General features: G+C 61.5%; 15 protein-coding genes. 7 read left to right on the top strand and 8 right to left on the bottom strand.

Annotated elements, in window-relative coordinates; all coding sequences use genetic code 11:
* The 7 genes from GX444_00075 (at position 1) to GX444_00045 (ending at position 9,256) form a co-directional block, all read left to right on the top strand.
* On the top strand, positions 1-744 hold the full coding sequence (locus GX444_00075; GenBank protein ID NLH46977.1) for an ABC transporter ATP-binding protein: 744 nt from the start codon (positions 1-3) through the stop codon (positions 742-744).
* A gap of 72 nt (positions 745-816) precedes the next feature.
* On the top strand, positions 817-2,511 hold the full coding sequence (locus tag GX444_00070; GenBank protein ID NLH46976.1) for a hypothetical protein: 1,695 nt from the start codon (positions 817-819) through the stop codon (positions 2,509-2,511).
* 63 nt (positions 2,512-2,574) lie between these two features.
* Positions 2,575-3,528, top strand: coding sequence for a hypothetical protein (locus tag GX444_00065; protein NLH46975.1), 954 nt, complete (start codon positions 2,575-2,577; stop codon positions 3,526-3,528).
* 253 nt (positions 3,529-3,781) lie between these two features.
* Complete coding sequence (locus GX444_00060) at positions 3,782-4,747, top strand: MBL fold metallo-hydrolase (GenBank protein NLH46974.1); 966 nt, start codon at positions 3,782-3,784, stop codon at positions 4,745-4,747.
* Between the two features lie 109 nt (positions 4,748-4,856).
* Positions 4,857-5,399 carry a hypothetical protein gene (locus GX444_00055; protein ID NLH46973.1) on the top strand — a complete coding sequence of 181 codons (543 nt, stop codon included), beginning with the start codon at positions 4,857-4,859 and terminating at the stop codon, positions 5,397-5,399.
* A 117-nt stretch (positions 5,400-5,516) separates the two neighbouring features.
* On the top strand, positions 5,517-8,636 hold the full coding sequence (locus GX444_00050) for a hypothetical protein (protein NLH46972.1): 3,120 nt from the start codon (positions 5,517-5,519) through the stop codon (positions 8,634-8,636).
* Between the two features lie 110 nt (positions 8,637-8,746).
* Positions 8,747-9,256 (top strand): hypothetical protein, encoded by a 510-nt coding sequence (locus GX444_00045; GenBank protein ID NLH46971.1) that lies wholly within the window; start codon positions 8,747-8,749, stop codon positions 9,254-9,256.
* A gap of 379 nt (positions 9,257-9,635) precedes the next feature.
* Here the strand turns inward: GX444_00045 and GX444_00040 are convergent, their stop codons facing one another.
* From GX444_00040 to GX444_00005, 8 genes are all read right to left on the bottom strand, one after another.
* The gene (locus tag GX444_00040) at positions 9,636-10,919 is read right to left on the bottom strand and encodes a 2-hydroxyacyl-CoA dehydratase (GenBank protein ID NLH46970.1); all 1,284 of its coding nucleotides are present in this window, start codon (positions 10,917-10,919) and stop codon (positions 9,636-9,638) included.
* 197 nt (positions 10,920-11,116) lie between these two features.
* Complete coding sequence (locus GX444_00035) at positions 11,117-14,176, bottom strand: PAS domain S-box protein (protein NLH46969.1); 3,060 nt, start codon at positions 14,174-14,176, stop codon at positions 11,117-11,119.
* 139 nt (positions 14,177-14,315) lie between these two features.
* Positions 14,316-14,801, bottom strand: coding sequence for a hypothetical protein (locus tag GX444_00030; protein ID NLH46968.1), 486 nt, complete (start codon positions 14,799-14,801; stop codon positions 14,316-14,318).
* Between the two features lie 47 nt (positions 14,802-14,848).
* Positions 14,849-15,574, bottom strand: coding sequence for a hypothetical protein (locus tag GX444_00025; GenBank protein NLH46967.1), 726 nt, complete (start codon positions 15,572-15,574; stop codon positions 14,849-14,851).
* A gap of 23 nt (positions 15,575-15,597) precedes the next feature.
* Entirely contained in the window at positions 15,598-17,088 is a 1,491-nt protein-coding gene (locus GX444_00020) for a tetratricopeptide repeat protein (GenBank protein ID NLH46966.1), read from the bottom strand.
* Positions 17,089-17,246: 158 nt separating this feature from the next.
* Positions 17,247-17,564, bottom strand: a complete 318-nt coding sequence (gene trxA, locus GX444_00015) for a thioredoxin (protein ID NLH46965.1) — start codon at positions 17,562-17,564, stop codon at positions 17,247-17,249.
* A gap of 333 nt (positions 17,565-17,897) precedes the next feature.
* Positions 17,898-19,202, bottom strand: coding sequence for an MBOAT family protein (locus GX444_00010; GenBank protein NLH46964.1), 1,305 nt, complete (start codon positions 19,200-19,202; stop codon positions 17,898-17,900).
* A 6-nt stretch (positions 19,203-19,208) separates the two neighbouring features.
* The gene (locus GX444_00005; GenBank protein NLH46963.1) at positions 19,209-20,387 is read right to left on the bottom strand and encodes a hypothetical protein; all 1,179 of its coding nucleotides are present in this window, start codon (positions 20,385-20,387) and stop codon (positions 19,209-19,211) included.
* Positions 20,388-20,691: the final 304 nt, after the last annotated feature.

The raw sequence follows: 20,691 nt of genomic DNA, 5'->3' as shown, positions 1-20,691 counted from the left end.
ATGATCCGGCTGGTCGACGTTCACAAGGCCTTCCGGGGCCAGCCGATCCTTGACGGGCTCGACCTGGAAATCGAGGCGGGCCGGATCACCGTGCTGCTCGGCCGCAGCGGCAGCGGCAAGTCGGTGACGCTCAAACACATCATCGGCCTGCTCAAGCCGGATTCCGGCCAGGTGCTGATCGACGGCGAGGACATCACGACGCTGGACGACCAGGCCATCAACCGCGTACGCGCCCGGTTCGGAGTGCTGTTTCAGGACGGCGCCCTCTTCGATTCGATGAGCGTCTGGGAGAACATCGCCTTTCCGCTGGTCGAACATACCAAATTCAAGCCGGACGAAATCCGCGCCCGCGTCGCCGAAGCGCTGGAAGCGGTCGGGTTGTCGGGCATCGAGCACAAAATGCCCTCGGAGCTGTCGGGCGGCATGCGCAAGCGCGTCGGCCTGGCGCGCGCCATCGTGCGCAAACCGGACGTCGTGCTGTACGACGAACCGACCAGCGGCCTGGATCCGCTGATGACCGACAGCATCAACCGCCTGATCGTCGCGACGCAGCAAAAATTCAACCTGACCAACTTCATCATCAGTCACGACGTCGAAGCGGCGCTGCGCATCGCCCACAAAATCGCCGTGCTGTTCCACGGTAAAATCCTGTTGGAAGGCACGCCCGACGAAATCCGCCGGTCCCCCCATCCGTTCATCCGCGCGTTCATCGAGGGCAAGCAGGGAGAATTCGACGAGAGTTGACCGCGCGGCGTGGCCAGCCGGCCGCGCCGGTTATACAATGAATCCTCAACCGCGGAGGCCGCGAACGAGCCGATGACCAAAAAACCCGCCGTCCACGATCTCAACGCCCGCATGGCCGCCAGCCGGCCGGAGGAAGGCGCCAGGCTTCTCGCCGGCCTGAACGCGACCGACGCCTTCAACCTGCTGCTGGAACACCCGCAACCGGGCCGAGTCGTCATTCATCTGCCGGCGGAAAGCCTGTACCTGATGATGATGGAACTCGGGCCCGAGGACGCGTTGATCTTGTTGGAACTGGCCTCGCCCGAACAGGTGCAGAGCTTCATCGACCTCGATTGCTGGGATCGCGACCGGCTCAATGTCCACAAGGCCCGCACCTGGTTTCTCCTGGTCAACGAACTGGAGGACGACGCGTTCGTGCGCAACTTCCGCCGCATGGACCTGTCGCTGCTGGTCGCCTTTTTCTATCGGCATCTGCGGGTACTGAAACTCGACAACCCCGACGACGAGATCGTCCAGGACGGCCTGACCCTGCTGACCCCCGACGGCCGGCACCTGATCCAATTCACCTGCAACCGGGAAATCAGCCGGCTGATCAACGCCCTGCTCCTCCGGCTCAGCCGCCTGGATCTCGATCTGTTTCTCGAACTGCTGGAAGCGATCTACTGGGAAGCCGGCCCCGAGGTGGAGGAAAGCGCCTACCAGGAACGCGTCGGCCGCCTGGAAAGCCGCGGCTTTCCCGAATACCACGCCGCGATCGAGATTCTCGCCACGGTGGATCTCGAACGCTTCCGGCCGGCCGAGAAAATCGCGCCGCCGGCCACCGCCGAAAATCCGGAGGCGGTGTTTGCCAGTTCGCAATACCTGATCCGCTACGAACATCCCGAAACCCTGCTGCGCCGGGTGTTGGCCCGGCCGTTCGACGGTCGCGAGGAAGTTTCGGTTGAAATCATGGGGCTGGCCAACATGGCGGTCATCGCCGATCGGACGCCGTTTTTCGAGCTGGAAAAAGTGCGCCGGCTCGTCAGCCGCACCGACGGGTATATCAGCATCAGCCTGGAATACCTGACCGGAGACAATCTCGAGCAGGCGCGCGACTTGCTGCTGCACCGCCGGATCATCGACTTGCACAAGATCGGCCGCACCCTGGTGTTGCAGACGGTCAAACAGGCGCGGCAACTCCTGCCGCGCGTGGCGCTCGATCGCCGGAACGCGGCGGCCTTGCTGCTCGACGGCCCCGAGGGCGAACTGCTGGCGGGTTTGCTCCAGCCCGAACCGGTCCGGTTCGCGGACAACGAGGCGCTGCTCTGGACGGAACGGCGGCAGGTCGATGAAACGCTGGCCCGGCTGGCGCGCCTCGAGCGGCTGGTCGATCTTTTGGCGACGCGGCTGGGCATTACGCCTGAAACCGTAAAAACTCTCGACCTCGACGGCACCAATCTGCCAATGGCGGCGGATCTCAGCTTCCGGGTTTTGTTCAATACGTTCCGCTGCCACGATCTGCTGGGCCGGACGCCGTCGCTGACGCCGCTGACGCCGCCGGATCTGGCGGCCCTGGCCCGCCTGGTAGTCAACCGCCGTGTCCGGCCGGCTTTTTCCGCGAAGGCGCAACGGCAATTCGCCGCCTGGGTGGCGGCCCAGGTGGAGCCGGAAGCCGTCGCGGGCGTCCAGGAGATTCTGGACCGCTACACGGCGGCGCTGGCCGAGGAACTGGCGCGCGCGGACCTCGCGCCGCCGTTCCGCCACGAGGTGTTGATTCGCCTCCGGTGAGGCTTTTACACGAAAAAGGGATTCTGCGATAATCGCGACCGGGAATCATCGAGGAGTACATCCATGAGCCGCTGGTCCATTCGCATTCTGCTTGCCCTGCTTTCCCTCTTCCTGCTGATCGCCTGCGGCACCGCCAATAAAGGCGACGACGATGATGCCGCCGCCGATGACGACACGTCGCCCGCCGCGGACGACGACGACGACAACGACAACGACAACGACAACGACGACAATGACGATAACGACAACGACGACGACACGACACCCGATACTCCGGGAACCAAATACCCCATCGTGTTGATGCACGGCTTCTTCGGGTGGGGCGACCTGGGAGCGTTTTCCTATTTCGCCGGCGTGGTGGACGACCTGACGGCGAAGGGCTACACGGTCATCGAACCGGCGGTTTCCCCGGTGAATTCGATGGAGGAACGCGCCGGCGAGTGGGTCGAAAAAATCAACGCCGCTTACGGGCCGAATCAAAAAATCAATATCATCGCCCACAGCCAGGGTGGGCTCGACGCGCGTTATATGATTTCGACTCTCGGCTGGGGCGATCGCGTCGGGGCTTTGGTCACGGTGGCGACGCCGCACCAGGGCACGGGGCTGTCCGACGTCGTGATGGGCGTCATCCCGGGCTTCGGGCAGGACATCATCGATTGGATCATGAACATGCTCGGCCTCGACTGGGACGGCATTGTGCAACTATCGCACGATTACGTGCAAAACGAATTCAACCCGGCCAATCCCGACGACCCGCGCGTCACGTACATTTCCTATCAGACCGACGCCGCGGACAATTGCTTTTTCCTGCTCGAGCCGACGCATTGGTTGTTGGAATTGGTCGACGGCGCCAACGACGGCGTGGTGCCGACGGCCAGCGGCGCCTACGGCATCGAAATGGGCATCGAGTCGGCCGATCACTGGTCGATTATCGGCCAACCCCTGGGCTTGGCGAATTTCGACCAACTGACGTTTTACGGCGACATCGCGCAATTGCTGCGCGATCATGGTTTTTAACTCGACCGTGGTATTCAATTCCGCAAGCTTGCACGATCGACCTCGGTAAAAACATGGTTACAATAGAGGGCGACAACGCCGGGGGATCGACGGTGATCCGCCGGCGAAGTTGCCGAGGAAACGATGAACGGCCATGGAAAACAACCGACAACCGCGACGACGCCGCCGGGCGATTTTCCGACTGACGCTGATCGGTCTCGCCGTTGCCTTCGCTTTTACCGCCATTGTTGAATTCATCCGAGCGGAATCCGCCATGAACACCGATCATTTCGACGGCAAGAAATTCTTCAACCCGGAAATCGACGATCACCTCCACGGCTTCACCGACATGGTGAAGTGGCAATTCACCCGCGAGCCCGGCGCCTGGCGCGGTTACGTCGAGTTGCCGCCCGGACCGCCGCCGCCGGCGCGGGTCGCCGCCGGAGAACTGCGTGTCACGTTCGTCAATCACTCCACGGTTTTGTTGCAGTTCGACGGCTTGAACATTCTGACCGATCCGATCTGGTCCGAACGCGCGGGGCCGGTCTCGTGGGCCGGGCCGAAACGCGCCCATTCGCCCGGCATCCGGTTGGCCGATCTGCCGCCGATCGACGCGATTCTGCTCAGCCACAACCATTACGATCACCTGGACCTGCCGACCCTGCGGCAACTGCGCGACCGCTGGAATCCGCCGATTTTCACCGGCCTGGGAAACGACCGTTACCTGGCGAAAAAAGGTTTGGCGAAGGTCACGGCCCTTGATTGGTGGCAACGGACCGCCGGGCCGGGCGGCCTGGCGATCACCTTCGTTCCCGCCCAGCATTTCACCGGCCGCAGCATGACCGATCATTTCCAAACCCTGTGGGGCGGATTTTTCCTGCAAAGCGCCGCCGGCGGCATCTATTTCGCCGGCGATACCGGGTACGCCTCGCACTTCCGGCAAATCCGCGAACGTCTCGGCGCGCCGCGGCTGGCCCTGTTGCCGATCGGCGCCTACGAGCCGCGCTGGTTCATGCGGCAGATGCACATCAATCCGGGGGAAGCGGTCAAAGCCTCGCGGGAATTGGGCGCGGCCGCGAGCCTGGGCATTCATTTCGGCACGTTCCGGCTGGCGGACGACGCGCAGGATCAGCCCGTGGCCGACCTGCGAAAAGCGCGGGAACAGTACGGCGTTCCGCCCGAACGCTTTTTCACCCTGGCCCCGGGCGAAGGTCGCGACGTTCCACCCGCGGCTTTCTGAACCACGTCATCGAGCCGGCCTCCTGAAAAATGTCCCTGCTTGTTTTCGAAATCGACTGTGTTATGTTCGGTTGAAACCAAAAACAAGACGTTCAGACAAGGAACCCGCGATGGAAACGAGCGAGCGGCCCGAAGGCTTTCCGCGGATGGATGCGCCGGAGGTAAAACCGCCCCGGCGGACCATTCCCGGTTCGTTGGGTTGTCTCGGCGCCTTTCTGGTGGCCTTGGTCCTGGTCGGTTTGCTCATCGGCCATTTCTACAGCATGAGCAACTACAGCACCGAATTGAACGTGGACGGCACCTATCATTTCAACGGCATACTCGTTCAAACGCACAAGGTTTTGTTTTCCGACCGCTACAAGCTCGTGATTGAAAACGCCGAGAAAAAACGGGTCGTTCTGCCGCCGTTGCCCAGCCCGCAGGAAAAGGGCGAGGCGCTGTTCGGCAAGCTGCCGTCCGGCGCCTGCTTGGAAGGCGACATCACCATCCGCAAGGGTTTCCTGCACGATCTGACGTTGCGCGTCGATAAACAGGACTTGCACTTCGACGCCGATGCCGGTTGGCTGATCAATCCCGTGCCGGAACCCGGCGAAACGCCGCCGCCGGAAGCAGAGGGCTCTCCCGAGGCGGAAGAAGAGCCGCCCGCCGAATAATTGCCGTTATCCATTGCCTGAATTGTATCCGCGAGCAAACTTGCGCCCGAAATTAATTCAATGATAAAATGGCTTGGGAGATTGTGCATTCTCCGGGGGACGGAAGGAGTCGGAACCATGCCGCGTAAAGATATCTATCGCTTGCTTCCTTTTGCTTTGCTTCTCCTCCTGCTGATTACCGGGTGCAGCAACAGCGGCGAAAGCCAGGCCCGCACCGGAATCGACGACGACGACAACTCGGGTTTGCTCGACGATGACAACGGCGGCGGCGGCGACGACGACCAGTCCGACGACGACCAGACCGACGACGACGACACCGTTCCGTCCAACAACATCGTCATCGAAGCGCCCACCGAAGGGCAGATCATCGTCGGCCCGGTCGTTTTCGTGCACGTGCAGTACCTGGGCACGCCCGAAAATCCCGATATCGCGATCGACGGCACCTCGGTGCTCGATCAACTCGTTTATACGGGCGGCATTTTTTACGGCAACGTCCTGAACATGGCCGAAGGGCCGCACAAGCTGACCGCCTCGGGCTACTACAGCGGCAACCTAGAAAAGAAATCCGTCAATTTCGGCAACACGATGGAGAATTATCACGGCTATATTCAGGTGACCCTGTCGAGCCGCAGCATCAACGCGGGCGGTCAGGTCACCGCCAGTTGGGTCGTTTACGACGCCGACGGCCAGGACGTAACCTCACAAACCTCGGTCACCCTGTCGACCGATCCGACCACCGGCGTGACGATCAACGGTAACGTTCTCACCTTCGCCCAGGCCGGCCAGTTCGAGGTCATCGCCACCGGCGAGGTGGACGGCTTCACGGTCACCGGTTCGGATTTCGTGGTGGTCGGCATCAACCCGACCATCAAACGCGTCACGGTCGAATGCAATCCGTCGACGATCACCGCCGGCGAAACGGTCACCTGCTCGGCGACGGTCTATGATTCGAACAACCAGGTCATCGATTGGCCGGTCACCTATTCGGTCAATCCGCCCGACGGCGCGACGATCGAAGGTTCCGAAATCACCCTGACGCACGCCGGCAACATCGAAATCATCGGCACAGCGGTGGGCACACAGAAGAGCGGCAGCGATCACGTCACGGTGGAGCCGGGGGCGGTGGACGGCATCGCGCTGACGCTGGATCCGAACCCGGTGGTGGTGCTGGAATCGTCGACGGCGACCGTCAACGTGGTAGACGAATACGGCAACCCGATCAGCGAATTGGAGCAGATGGAACTGACCACGCAGCCGAGCGAAGGCGTCACCATTCTCGACAACACGATCACGCCGGCCATCGCCGGCGACATCATCGTCACGGCCACCGCGACGTACCAGGGACACGTCCGGCAGGATCAGGAAATTCTTTCGGTCACCGATCCGTACCCGCCGATCATCAACCTCACCAGCCCGGAACGCGGCCAGTTCATCACCAGTACCAGCGCGCTCAACGTCCAGGGCACGGTGACCGACGAATACGGGGAAGTCGAGGAACTGTACATCAACGACCAGTCGGTTTCGTTCGACTACCTGGGCCGCTTTCAAAAGAATTTTACGTTGTATTACGGCCTGAACACCTTCGTGGTGCGGGCGGTCGACAATTTCGGCAACGAATCCTACGCCACCGCATCGGCCATGTTCGCGCCGACCTACCTGGCGAACGGCGCGACACTGGATCAGGCCATCAGCGCCCACCTCAACCAAACCGGGCTCGATTCGCTCGAGCCGATCATCGAGGAACTCATCGCCAGCACCATCGGCGAAGCGATCGGCGGCTTGTTCCCGCTGTCGATTTTCAATGAAACCTACGAACTGTGGGGCGTGCAGATCTTCCACGGCGAGGCCTGGATCGACAGCGTCAGCTTCGCGCCGATCAACACCGAGTTGTCCGTCATCAACGGCGGGATCCACTTGCTGGGCAGCACCACCAACCTGGTGGCCAACGGGCACCTGGTTTACGAATTCTTCGATAAATCCGGCCGGCCGCAAAAATCGACGACGAATTTCGCCATCACGGTGCCGTGGTTCCATCTGGACGCCGACCTGCTCGTCTCGGCCGACGTCAACGGCGATCTGCAGGTGACCCTGGCCAACGTCGCCTCCACCTGGGACACCATCCAGGTGAGCATCGACGAAGGACTCTTCGGCGACGTGCTGAGCTGGCTGCTCGAAAACCTCATCAACAGCTTCGCCACGAGCCTGCTCCAGGGCTTCATCGAAGACACGATCATGACGCTGGTGCCGCCGTTCATCCAATTGGCGTTGCAACAGCTCGACCTTTCGTTCGACTTCGCCTTCGGCGGTTTCAATTACCTGATGGCCGCCAATTTCAGCTCGGTGTCCTTCAATCCGACCTACGGCGCCGATCTGTGGCTGCGCACCGATATCTCCTACGGCGACGGCGGCTGGGCGCCCGGACCGCACGTGGTCAACCTGCCGGGTTCGCTGTACACCAACAATCCGGCGCCGACCCTGGGCCCGAACGTTCCCGGCACCACGACGCCCTACGACTTCGGCGTCCTGCTCAGCGACGACGTCATCAACCGCCTGCTCTACGTCATCTACCGCAGCGGCTTGCTCAGCCTCGATCTGGACGAGGAAACCCTCGAACAGTTCGGCATCAGCGGCTTCGAGCTGACCACCGGCGCCCTGGGCGTCTTCTTCCCGGGCCTCTGGGCCGAATACGGGATGAATGAACCGGTCATCCTCAAGATGCGGCCGCCGTTGCCGCCGGCGTTCATCATCAATCCGGCCAAGGGCCTGGCCACCGAAATCCAGCTCGGCGACTTCACCCTCGAATTCTCCTCGCAGGACGAAACCTGGGCGAAGATTTCCATGGCCATCTACCTGCCGACGGACATCAACATCGCCGACGGCGCCGACGGCCAGCAGTACATTTCGGTGACCTTCGGCGAAATCGAGATGTACAGCGACTTGTACGAGGTGAAGGAAGGCATTCGCGCCAACGAGGACCTGTTCGAAACCTTCCTGCCGACCCTGGTCGAAACCCTCGTGCCCATGCTGCTGGGCAGCATCCTCGAGGAGTTCCCCATCCCCTCGTTCGAAGGCTTCACCCTGAACGTGGAAGCCTTCAAGAAGGTCGGCGCGGCGATGGATTGGATCGGCCTGTTCGGCAGCCTCGTCGAAGTGAAGGGCTCGCGCGCGCTGACGGTCGACGACCTGGATATCACCAACTGGCGCTCGCTGCTGCCGCCGGACGAAATCGCCCGCTAAACGCCGCCACCGCCGTAACGCCGGGGCCCCCGCGGGGGCCCCGGTTTTTTAAGCGCGGTCTTTTTTGGTATGCTGGCGACCAAGGCGAACGGGCCGGAAACGAGGTTTTCATGCGCTGTCCGAACTGCAACCGCAAGTTGCCCGAAAATCAAATCGAATGCCCGGTCTGCACGGCGAACCGCGCGCTGCTGGATCAGCCGCGACCGATCGGGCCGGAAACGGCGGTCAGCGGGAAACTGCCGGCGTTGGCGGTCGGCTTGATCGTCGCCGTGCTGGGCGCGTTCGGTTGGGATCTGTGGTTTCGCTGGAGCGGCGCGCCGCAGTTCTGGCCGGCGGTGCCGATCGGCCTGGTGGTGGGCCTGGCCGTCCGGCTCACCGGCGGCCCCGATTCGCCGGTCAAAGGCCTGATCGGCTTTTTCTGCGGCGTCGTCGGCATCGGCGGCGGCGTGCTGCTGATGCTCTACCACCTCGATTTCGCCGTGGACAAATTCACGCCCTTGGCCGACGCCACCAACCTCGCCTACCTCTTCGTCGGCCTGTCCCTGTCGCGCTCGCTGAGCGTCGGCAAGAAAAAACCGGCGCCGTCCCAAGAGTGGAAAAAAATCAAGCCGGGCGCGTAGCCGGCTAGAGATCAGGCTTTTCCCGCCTAACCCCCGCGGCTCGCTTAATCCCGGCTCAGCAGGGTGCCATGGTCTTCGATCCGTCCGGATCGATGGCCATGCCGAGCGGACACCAATCATCACCTGTCTCAACTTGTTTCAGGGTTTAAAGCCCAGATGCCGAAACAAGTTCGGCATGACGGATTGGTGGGTGGCGGTGTGGTTTCCGGCTTACGCACGGAATGACGGCGAGGGTTTTAATCGCGACTGGGAAGTCGCTCTTACAATAGTCAGGTCGCTTGCGCTCCCGGTGTGGATTCCGGTGGGCGCCGCTCCTACAGTGGACTAGCGGTCGGCTACGCGGCCGGGCGCGCAGCCCGGCCGCGTTTTTTCAGGCGGATCAACTTTTAATCTGTTCGACGAACGCCTCGACGCGGGTGCGGATCTGTTCCGCATCGCCCATGCTGTATTCGGTGTCGAGGCGCAGGGTCGGGACGCCGCGTTCTTGCAGCGCCCGCCCGGCCGGACCCGCCTCGATCTGGTAAGGCCCACAAAATTGCAGGTTGTACTGAATCACGCCGTGCGCGCCGTAATCCTTCGCTATGCGTTCCACGTGCTCCAGCCGCGTCGGATTGGGCGTGAAGACCGCACAATCGATCTGGAAGTAGCGGTCGACGATCGCTTCCATCTGTTCGGCGATCGAGCCGCCCGTCTCCGCGGTGAGAAACTGCGTCCCCCGTTCGCCGACGCACGATTCCTCGCCGACGATCACCGCGCCGCCGCCCTCGACGATCGTCAGGATTTTCCAATTCGGCACCGCCATCGGGCAGCCGGAAACGACCAGCCGCGGCGTTCCTTTTGGCGCGACGCCGGCGCCGGCCGCGATGCGGGCCTCGAGTTCGTCGCAGATTTTGTTCACCGCGCCAGTAAAGCGAACGGGATCGTCGTAGAAAAAGACCTGGTTGACGAGCAGGGCGTCGAGCCCGGAGATGGGGGCCGGGTCGGCGGCGCGCAACCGCGCCAGTCGGTGCACGGCGCGGCGCTTGTCGTTGACGATGCCGATGGCGCGGCGCAGGTTTTCGACGGTGATGATCTTGCCGCTCAGTTCCTCCAGCCGCCGGGCGAATCTTTCGTATTCGGCTTTGAGCACCGCCCGGCCGGCGGCGGTTTTCTGTTGCGGCATGTCCATGACGTACAAGTCGTTGACGTAGTCGCGCAGAATTTCATAGCCCTTTTTCTTTCCGTCGCAGGTGTTCTCGCCGACCACCGTATCGGCGGCAGCCAGGTACGGGCAGACGCGGCCGAGGGCGAAACCGAACGCGCCCTTGATCAGCGAGCAGGTGTTGCGCGGCAACAGTCGCTCGGCCTGGTCGAAACCGTATTCCGCGCCGGCGCACAGGCCGACCAGCACGCCGTCCACCGCCAGCACCAGCTCCTCGGGCACGAAGACGCAATAGCTGCCGATCACCTTGCGACCCTGGTCTTTCGCCTCCATGAGTTCCTGGATGCGCAGGCCGTGCACCTCGCTCATCACAAAGTCGAAGTATTCCATTCCCTTCGGCCGGTTTTGCTGGGTGAGAAACGTCGCCTGATACCCTTCGCCCAACATTGCGAGCAAGGCGTCATGGGCCGGCAGATCCAGCCCCAACCGTTTCCACATGGGGTAATACTTGTTTTCCGTCATCCCGTACCTCCTGCTGTCCGGCGGTTCGCCGCCGGACCCGGAGTGACGGGGTCAGGCGCGGCGAATCCCGAGTGAGGAAGCGGCATCGGAGGCCGGACCGGCCTCCCGACGCGCGCTTCATTGAAGTGAATTAACGAGCCACTCGATCCACGTTTTCATCGACTTATCCTCCACCGCGCCGGCGGCGCGGCCTTCGATCATTGTTCGCTCAGCACTTCCCGGACCTTGCGGGCGAGGGATTCGACCGAAAACGGCTTGTTGATGAACTGCACGCCGGGGTCGAGCACGCCGTGGTGGGCCACGACGTTTTCGGTGTAGCCCGACATGTACAATACTTTGAGGTTCGGGCGCAAGACTTTGATGCTTTCGTACAACTGCCGCCCGTTGATGTTGGGCATGATGACGTCGGTCAAGAGCAGGTCGATAGCCAGGCCGGCGTCTTTCGCCAGCAGATAGGCTTCGCCGCCGCCGCCCGCCGCCAACACCCGGTATCCCTGGCTTTCCAAAATCCGTTTGGCCAGGTTGCGCACGATCGGTTCGTCCTCGACCAGCAAAATGGTGCCGGTGCCCGGCGGTTGTTCCTCCAGGGTCCGTTTTTTCCGCGGCGCCAACTCGCCTTCCGCCAGGGGCAGGAATATTTTAAAGGTCGTCCCGACGTTCGGTTCGGAATAGACATTGATGAAGCCGCCGCTCTGGCGGATGATGCCGTAGACCATCGACAAACCCAGCCCGGTGCCCTCCCCCTTTTCCTTGGTGGTATAGAACGGCTCGAACAAGTGTTGCTGGACTTCGGCCGTCATGCCGCAGCCGTTGTCGCTGATCGCGAACATGACGTATTGACCGAGACCGGCGTCCAGGTGAACCCGGCAATAGTCCTCGTCGATTTCGACATTCGCGGTTTCGATCGTCAGCTTGCCGCCGCCCCGCATGGCGTCCCGCGCGTTGACCGCCAGATTGATCAACACCTGTTCGATTTTGTGCGGGTCCGCCAGGATGCGCCCCAGATCGTCGGCCGGCCGGAAAAGCAGGTCGATGTCCTCGCCGATCAGGCGCTGCAGCATCTTGACGGTGCCGGCCAGCAGCTCGTTCAGATCGAGGATTTTCGGTTCGATGATCTGTTTCCGGCTGAACGCCAACAGTTGCGCGGTCAGATAGGCGGCCCGCTCGGCCGCCTCGTGGATTTCGTTCACGTCCTCGTAAAGCGGATCGGATTCCGCGACGGAGGTCAGGATCATTTCGGAGTAGCATTTGATGCCGGTGAGCAGGTTGTTGAAATCGTGCGCCACCCCGCCGGCAAGGCGGCCGACCGATTCCATTTTCATCGCCTGCCGCAGTTGCTCCTCCAGCTTCAGGTTTTCGCGTTCGACCTTCCGTTTTTCCGAAACGTCGGTGGCGGCGCCGATGATTTTGATCGCCGTGCCGTTTTCGTCGTACACGAAGCGGCCGCGATCGATCCATTCCGTGTACGAGCCGTCCCGGCGGCGCAACCGGTAATCGATGGCGAACGGTTTGCGTTCGACCATCGCCTGCCGGACCGGCTCGCCGAGGTTGGACCGATCGTCGGGATGCACCAACTCGAACCAGCCGTCGAAGGTGCGCGGATAACCGCCGGGCTCGTAGCCTTGGCGGCCGTCGACATCGCCGAAGAATTCCGCCACGCCGGTGGCCAGGTTGCGTTCGTAGATGACGTCGCCGGCGTTTTCGGAGGCGATGCGGAAACGCTCCTCGCTTTCGCGCAAGGCTTTTTCGGCTTTTTTACGCGCGGTGATATCGGAAAAAATGACGGCGAAACGATGCGGGCTCGGCCGGTAGGCGAGGACCTCGTAGTAGCGGTCGAGATCGCCTGAATAGTTCTCGAATTGGCGCGGGACGCCGGTCAGCGCGACCTCGCCGTAGGTCTGGATCCAATACTCTTCGGTGCCGGGCAGCACCTCGCGGACCCGCTTGTCGATCAACTGCTCGCGCTTCAGCCCGGTCAGCCGTTCGAACGCCGGGTTCACCTCGAGGAACCGGTAATCGCACGGCCGGCCGGCTTCGTCGAGAATGATTTCGTGGAGGGCGAAGCCGTCGAGCATGCCCTCGAACAGCAGGCGGTAACGTTCCTCGCTTTCGCGCAGTTCTTCGGCCCGCTGCCGCAATTCCTCCTCGTCCTTGCGGCGTTTGTTGATGTCCTGAATCAGCGAAACAAAGTGTAGCGGCCGGCCGTCCGCGGTGCGAATCAACGAAACCGACAGATGGCCCCAGGTGACGCCGCCGTCCTTGCGGATGTAGCGTTTGTCCGTTTCGTAATGATCCGATTCACCGGCCAGAATCCGCCTGATCTGCGCGATGTCGGCTTCGCGGTGTTCCGGATGAGTGATATCGCCGAAACTTCTTTCCAACAATTCGGCTTCGCTGTAGTCGGTAAAACGGCAAAAAGCTTGATTGCAATTAATAAAACGAAAGTTCAATCCGACAATGACCACACCGACGGGCGATTGATCGAAAATCAGCCGGAAAAGCTCCTCGTTTTCGCGCAGCCGCCGCTCCGCCCTTCTCCGTTCGGTGACATCCGTCGAAATCCCGCACATGGCGATCGGCCGGCCGGCTTCGTCGTTAACCAGTCGCGTCCGGCAATCCATAATGATTTCCTCGCCGTCCGCCGCGATATTCACGACCTCCCCGCGCCATTCGCCTTGCGTGAGCGTGCCGTCGATGATTTCCCGCTGGGTGGCGCCTTGCGCCGGATCCTCGCCGAACGATTGCACGCTTTGGCCGATCAATTCCTCGCGCGACCGCTTGAGCATCCGGCATTCGGCGTCGTTGACGTAAGTGACGCGGCCCGTCAGATCGGTGACGGCCACCCGGTCCTGAATCTGATCCAGCACCATCGATAAAAAGCGGTTTCTTTCCTCCACCTGTTTTTTTTCGGTGATGTCACGGGCCACCGCCACGGAGCCCCGAAACGGCTGCTTCGGGGCGCCCAGACGGCTGATGGTCCAATCCACCCAGACCCGGCGGCCGTTGCCGGTTCGATGGATCGCCTCACCGCGCCAGAAACCCTGGGTTTCGACCCGGTCGCGGATTGCCGCGCGCGGGAGTGGAGCGTTTTCGATTTCGACTAGGGTTTCGATCGGCCGGCCGATCGCCTCGGCCGCCGGAATGCCGTACAGCGTCGCCGCCGCCTGGTTCCAGGAAGTGATGCAATATTTTTCATCGGTGGTGATGACGCAATCGCCGAAAGCGTCAAACACCCTCGTCCAGTCGATCCCATCCATGATTCAACCAACCTCCCAATTGAAAACAACTTTTATCGGTGCGCCGTCGTGGGAGCCTGATTTTATTCGGATCGGCCCGGTAAAGTAAAACCCATTCGCCGGCCCGGCAATTGAAACTGGTGATCAATGATTTTTCCGGTCAGTCGAAGAACACCGTCACGTAAACGATCCGATACCATTGCAGCAGGGAACTGGCCCAGAGCAGAACACCGAGGCCGTCGTCTTTTTCGCGCAGGAGCAATTCGGCGCCCAGCGGCACGATCGGGTAATTGAACGACCCTTGGGCTTCCGCGATCAGCTTGTCGGGATTGCGCGTGAACTCCTGCATGCCCGCCTGCAATTCGATGCGGAAACGAGGCGTCTTGACGCTCAGCAAGCGGACACCGCCGCGCCGGTAACTGCCCGGCCCGAAATCGGCCGGCGGCCGCCACCGGTACCAGACCGGCGGTTCATCGGTAACCGCGACCGCTTCCGGCTCGGCGTCGATGCCCGGCGGCAGGCGGTCGGACGGCGGCACGTAGGGAAAGGCTTCCGGAACGGCCGCCGGCGACGCGGATTCCTCCGCCGCGAAGGCCGGCCAGGCCGCCAACAAAACGAGCAGCAATCCGCAAAGGCCCTTCCCCATGAGGAAATCATTGGGCTTTCGGCGCGGCGGGTCAACTCGGTTCGGCGTTATTCCTGACACTCGCCGGCGACGAATTCGCGCCATCCGCTTTCGCGATCGAAGGGTTCGTCGGCGGCGCCGCATTGCACCTTGCCGTTAGCGAGCGAGAACGGATCGGGCACGCAATGCGTGTAAGGCGGAATGAAGGCGCGAACGCATTGTTGATAATCGGTGATTTGTTCGCACGGCAGGTCGCTGATTTCGTGCGCCAGCACAGCGGCGATTTTTTCCTCGTCCCAGGTAAACTGGCCGGCCCATTCCTGCGGATCGCCCGGCGCGTTCGCCCAGCCCGTCGGCGCGCGATTTTCCGGCTGGCCGCACGAGCGGCAATTGGTGTCGACGAGGAATCCGTAGGCGGCGCCGAGCCAGAGATAGATCACCGTTCCCTCGTCGCCGTAGCAGCCGTCGTAAAGCGTTTCGAGAGCCGGCGAAACGCCCGATTCGCATTGCACCGCGTAACGCAAATTCTCCGGGGCCTCGAAAAATTCGAGGTACGTCGTCACGCACGGGGTGTCCGCGCACCCCGAGTCCGCCTGTTCGCAGGCCGCGGCCCACTCTTCCACCTGCGGCAACGAGCCCGTCGCCTGTTCTGGGCTGTTTTGCCAACAAGTCGGCTGACATGCGGGCGACGAATTGTCATCGTCGTGATCATTTTGTTCGCAGGAAGCGGCGAAGAAAGCGATCAGCAGCGCAAAGAGAATAACGGCCGCCAGGAACATGTTTTTCCAATTCATATTCCCTCCAAGGAAAGGGCAAACTAGAAACTCACGCCCACCTCGCCGTAAAAGAGATGCTTTTCGTAGGAGTAGTTTTCCAGGCTGGTGTTGTTCTGAAAGCGGTAGCCGAGCGTCGTATCGAACCACTTCGTGGCTTGGACGCGCAGCGCCGCGTCGACGACGATCTTCCGGTCGATGCGTTGTTCGACCTCGCTCAGGTAATCGAGGTAGCGATACCGCGTACCGGCCAGCAGGCTCAGCGGCCCGTAAAGCGGCAGGTTGGTCGCCACGTAGCCGCCGACGCCGCGATAGCTGAAGGTGTCGGCCTCGGCGTCGTTGTGTTCGTAGCTGGCCTCGACGTAGAGCCGGCCGTCGCCCTTGGCGAAGAAGGTGAACAACTGGGCCAGCGACGGCGCGGCGTAGAAGGCGTCGCGCTGGTTGAAATCGGGGAAGCGGTTGCTTTCCAACCGCGTCCCGAGGCGGGTGGCCGTCCAGTGCCGCTCGGCAATCGACAGCCCCGGCGTCACGATGTGGGCGTCCTGGTAGTGCTCGCCGCCGAGGATGGCCCGCGTGTATTCGTAGTCGGCGCTCAGGTAGACGGGTACCTTGCCCGACGCCAGCCGCAACGAGGTTTCCACCCGCGGCGCGTGGGTCGTCAGGTTGTAATTGGAAAATTGTTCGTCGGACGACTTTTCGAAGTACACGCTTTGATAAAAGTGATAGCCGATGCCGATGCTTCCGGCCTCGCGGCGCAGCGGATACAGCGCCGCGTCGGCGTCGGCGTAGCCGTACCAGCCGTTGCGGTCGGAGGGCGTGCCGTAATCGTCGGGTTCGTAGAAGATGTTGGAATCGTGGGCGCCGCCCAGCCGGAGGGCGAGGCTCCACCAGCGCGAGTGGGCCTGCTTGTCGCGGGCCTGGGCCAGCAGGCGGCCGATGTGATCGCGAAACTCGCCTGGCGGCGTGCTTTGATAAGCCGGTTCGAGATAGGAAATCGCTTCCTGGTATTTGTCCAGCGCCAGTTCGGTGCCGCCCAGGTAATAGCCCAACCAGCCGGGCTGTTGCGGCAACGTGCCGTACGCCCGCGACAACGGCGCGTAGGCTTCCTCGTATTGGCCCAACCGGAATTGGCAGGCGCCCTGGTAGTAATCGAGGGTCGCGGTTTGCACGCCGAGCTGCCGCGCGGCCTCGAGCTGTTCCAGCGCCTCGCGATACTGCCGCTGCATGTACAGCGCGACCGCCAGGTCGAAATGCGCGTCCGGCCGCGCGTCGGGGCGCAACAGCACCTGCCGCAGCAGGGCCTCGGCCTTGGGATATTGGCCGAGCTGTTCGGCGCACAGCGCCTGCCGGTGCAGGTTGTCGGTACGGGACGAATCCTCGACGAAGGCCAGCTCGAAATAGCGGTAGGCCCGTTCGTAGTCGCCGGCGACGAAGGCCGCCTCGGCGATCGACTGCAAATGGTCGGCGATCTGCGAAGCCGCGCGCGCCGGCGCCGCGCCGAGCGTCAGCCCCAGCAAACCCGTGAGCAGCAGCACGAGAACTCGCGCGCGCCGGAATCTCCTTGCCGTTGCCGGTCGATACACCCGTCCCGCCTTTCGCCGTTGATGTCTGGCCAGCCAGAGGTAAAAGGTTGGCAAAGATCGTCCCCTTTGTCCAGGGGAGCGAGCGGCCGGCGTGGCCGGGCCGGTTCGGCCTACAGGTGCTTTTTAATCAGGTCGACAAATTTGTTCTTGGGCACGGCGCCGACGATCTTGTCGACTTCCTGGCCGCCCTTGAACAGAATCACCGTCGGAATGCCTCGAATGCCGTAACGGGTGGGAGTCATCGGCGCCTGATCCACGTTCATCTTCGCGATTTTCACCTGACCCGCGAATTCGGTGGAAAGCTGTTCGATGATCGGACCGACCATTTTGCAGGGTGAACACCACGGCGCCCAGAAATCGACCAGCGCCGGAATTTCGCTTTGCAGGATTTCCGCCTCGAACGTGCCGTCAGTCACTTCCAACATCACAACCTCCTCGATGAACCGTTCTTTTCCAAGCTCCCCGGACGCGGAGAGCGACTTTGTCGCTGTGTCGGCCTGTCCCCTTCAACATCGTCCTTTGCCCGTTACGGGTCAAGAACGAAACCGGAAAATACCGGCTGCGCCTGACAGGTATAGATATAACTATATTTCTACATATGTCAAGGGCCGCGCCGCTTTCGGCGGCGGCGGATCAAAACATCGCGTAGGTGAATTCCTCGGTCGCCGAGGCGAACAGGACGGCCACGACGAACAGGCCCCAGACCAGAAAGGCGATGCCGATTTCCTTGTAGATTTCTTTTTTCTGTTGTTTGTCCATGATCACGCTCCGGTCAACAGGGTGCGCAAGCCGCGCAGCAGCAGCGGAATGAAGGGCAACATTTTCATGTAATAGGCCATGGCGATTTTCACGTCATGCAAAAACAGCGGCCAGAGGATGCCGTGCACGTGCCAGACCATGACGATGCCGATCGCCTTGCCCCACCAGGTCGGTTTGCGGTCGGGGAAGAGTCGTTTTTTCAGTTTGTCCCAGGAGCGGAAGATCATCAGGCAGGTGCCTTCGCAGACGCCCCAGATGAACAGGCTGACCGAAACCTTGTGCCACAACGCCACGGCGATGATGGTGATCATCAAGTTCACGTTGGTGCGGAAATTGCCTTTGCGGCCGCCGCCGAGCGGGAAATAGATGTAGTTCATCAGCCAGTTGGTCAGGCTGATGTGCCAGCGCCGCCAGAATTCGCGCACGTTGGGCGAAAAGAGCGCCCAGTTGAAGTTCTCGGTGATGCGGAAGCCGAGCATCCGCGAGATGCCGATGGCCATGTCGGAATAGCCCGAGAAGTCGATGTAGAGGTAGATGAAGTAGGCGTGGGCGGCCAGCCAGAGTTGGCCGGTCGTCGAGGTGACCACCATGCCGGCCTTCATCATCGGCGCGGCGAGGCGCAGGAAGAAATCGGCGATGACAAACTTCTTGACGATGCCCTGCAGCAGGCGCCAGAAGCCGATGCTCAGGTCCTCCATGTTGAAGCGCGGGCCGCCGCCCTCCTGGCGCAATTGCGGGCCGAACGATTCGGCGGGGTTCTCGCGTCCGAGCGTGTAAAAACGGTGGATCGGGCCGCTGACCATCGTCGGGAAGAAGGTCACGTAGAGGAAGAATTCGAGCGCCGAGGCCCGCTGCTCCTTGCCGCGGTAGACCTCGACCAGATAGTGGATGACGCGGAACGAGAAGTAGCTGATGCCGACCGGAATGCCGAACTTGGCGAAGGCCATCGCCACGGCCTGCCCGCCGCCGAGGCCGAAGAGCAGGAAGATGATCTTGATCATCGTCGTGCTGGTCTTGAACATGAACAGGATGCCCGTCGCGATGAGCACGCCGGTCAACAGCCAGGCCAGGCGGCCGCGTTTGGTCTTGGCCAGGTCGATCATGATGCCGATAACGAACATCCCGTAGAGATAGAACAGCAGAAAAATGAAGGTCAGGCCGTAGACGTCGAGCGAACAGGCCAGGTAATAGCCCAGGCTTTCGGCGAGCAGGAAATATGGCCGCCATTTGCGCGGCAACAGCCAGTAAACCAGCACGCTGAGCGCGACGAAAACGACAAAGGTCCAGCTTTGCATCGGGGTCGTCATGGCCGGTTACTTCCTCCGCAACGCCGTGAGAATGTGGGGCATCAAAATTTGGGTCATCTGCTTGTGGCCGTTCATGTTGAGGTGATCCAGGTCCGAGAAGTACCGCGGATCGATGCGGTCGGTGCAGTCGACCACCTGATAGCCGTATTGCCGGGTGACGCTCAGAATCCGTTGCTTGAACAGCGGCATCACCTCGCCCCAATCGAAAAATTGCTTCTGGTCGACGAAATCGTGGTTGATCGGGTTGATGAAGAACAGGATGTTGAGGTTGTTCTTCTGGCCGTATTCGCACAGGTCTTTGAAAGTCAGCCAGCCGATGTTTTCGTCGGAAAAGTCGAACGCCTCGCATTGGTGGTAGTTGAGCTGCACCACGTGACTGGGAATGACTTTCCAGAGGTAATCGGCGTTGCGTTCCTCGTGGGTGGTGTCGTAGGACTCGACCATGATCTCGTCGAGAATGCCCAGCCAGGCGCGAAGGCGGTCGGACATCGCGGCGGCGGGCAACTGGTGCTGGCCGCTGATCAGGTAGCCGATCAGGCGCCGGTACTTGTAGAGGCCCGAGATCTGCTTCATCTGGAAGTCGAGCCAGATCTGTCGGTAGCGCTCGTCCTTGACGCGGAATCGCTTGAACAGGTCTTTCGGCCCGCCCCGCTGATAGTCGGGTTCGTCGCGGAAATAGTACAGAACCTCGTCGTGCGTGATCGGGTCGATCAGGCTCGAATGCACCGAGAACATCTTGAGGTGAATCGCGATGACGAAGAGGTCCGGCTGGTAACGGTTGGATTCAACCATGTTGCCGAAGTGGTCGCCGAAGCGATTGCCGGCGCTGGACAGGTTGAACGTCCGGGCGTTTTTGTATTGCGGATACTTGCGCAATTCCTTGCCGACCAGGCAGGGGAAATGTTTCCCGGGCGGGCAGTTGCCGTAACCCTGGGTGACCGAGCTGCCGATGAACACGACCTTCGGATGCTTGGCCCGTTTCATCTGCCCGAACAGGTAATCCATCGCCGCGGTCGTGTTGCCGGGATTGCGGTCGACGATGCCGCGCCGCAGGAAATAGACGCGCACCGCCACGTCCGTCACCACCACCAGCAGCAGAAAGAACAACGCGATCCGGTAGTAGCGATAGCGGGGATTGGTCCAGAACAATTTCATTTTTTCGCTCAAGGCGCCGCCTCGTTCCATTCGGTTGATCCGCGCCACGCGCCGCGCGTGGCCCCTTCGCCGATACAGGCAAAGTACCGCAATTTGTAGCACAGGGTGAAATGAGTGAAAAGCCTTGTAAAAAGGCTAAAATGCCGGCAAAGATTTTTATTTTGGATACAAAAAATCGCTTGCTTATCCGGCCCGGGCGGTAGTATGGATATTTACTGTCAACGTAAGGATGGGAAAAGGGCGCGGAGCGGCGGAACCGATCGGACGGCGGCTCGCGGCGCGGGCCGCTTTGGGAGGGCAGCGCGATGAAGGCGCGTCAGGTGGGATGGTCGAT

Source organism: Myxococcales bacterium (genome assembly GCA_012517325.1).
Taxonomy (GTDB): domain Bacteria; phylum Lernaellota; class Lernaellaia; order Lernaellales; family Lernaellaceae; genus JAAYVF01.
This window is presented reverse-complemented; position numbering and strand designations above follow the sequence as displayed.

Excerpts from the sequence above, each read along its gene's own strand:
- GX444_00030 (NLH46968.1), bottom strand. The coding sequence starts at position 14,801 with ATGGGGAAGGGCCTTTGCGGATTGCTGCTCGTTTTGTTGGCGGCCTGG.
- GX444_00010 (NLH46964.1), bottom strand. The coding sequence starts at position 19,202 with ATGACGACCCCGATGCAAAGCTGGACCTTTGTCGTTTTCGTCGCGCTC.
- GX444_00025 (NLH46967.1), bottom strand. The coding sequence starts at position 15,574 with ATGAATTGGAAAAACATGTTCCTGGCGGCCGTTATTCTCTTTGCGCTG.
- GX444_00060 (NLH46974.1), top strand. The coding sequence starts at position 3,782 with ATGAACACCGATCATTTCGACGGCAAGAAATTCTTCAACCCGGAAATC.
- GX444_00065 (NLH46975.1), top strand. The coding sequence starts at position 2,575 with ATGAGCCGCTGGTCCATTCGCATTCTGCTTGCCCTGCTTTCCCTCTTC.
- GX444_00050 (NLH46972.1), top strand. The coding sequence starts at position 5,517 with ATGCCGCGTAAAGATATCTATCGCTTGCTTCCTTTTGCTTTGCTTCTC.
- GX444_00045 (NLH46971.1), top strand. The coding sequence starts at position 8,747 with ATGCGCTGTCCGAACTGCAACCGCAAGTTGCCCGAAAATCAAATCGAA.
- GX444_00075 (NLH46977.1), top strand. The coding sequence starts at position 1 with ATGATCCGGCTGGTCGACGTTCACAAGGCCTTCCGGGGCCAGCCGATC.
- GX444_00055 (NLH46973.1), top strand. The coding sequence starts at position 4,857 with ATGGAAACGAGCGAGCGGCCCGAAGGCTTTCCGCGGATGGATGCGCCG.
- GX444_00070 (NLH46976.1), top strand. The coding sequence starts at position 817 with ATGACCAAAAAACCCGCCGTCCACGATCTCAACGCCCGCATGGCCGCC.
- GX444_00040 (NLH46970.1), bottom strand. The coding sequence starts at position 10,919 with ATGACGGAAAACAAGTATTACCCCATGTGGAAACGGTTGGGGCTGGAT.
- GX444_00005 (NLH46963.1), bottom strand. The coding sequence starts at position 20,387 with ATGGAACGAGGCGGCGCCTTGAGCGAAAAAATGAAATTGTTCTGGACC.
- GX444_00035 (NLH46969.1), bottom strand. The coding sequence starts at position 14,176 with ATGGATGGGATCGACTGGACGAGGGTGTTTGACGCTTTCGGCGATTGC.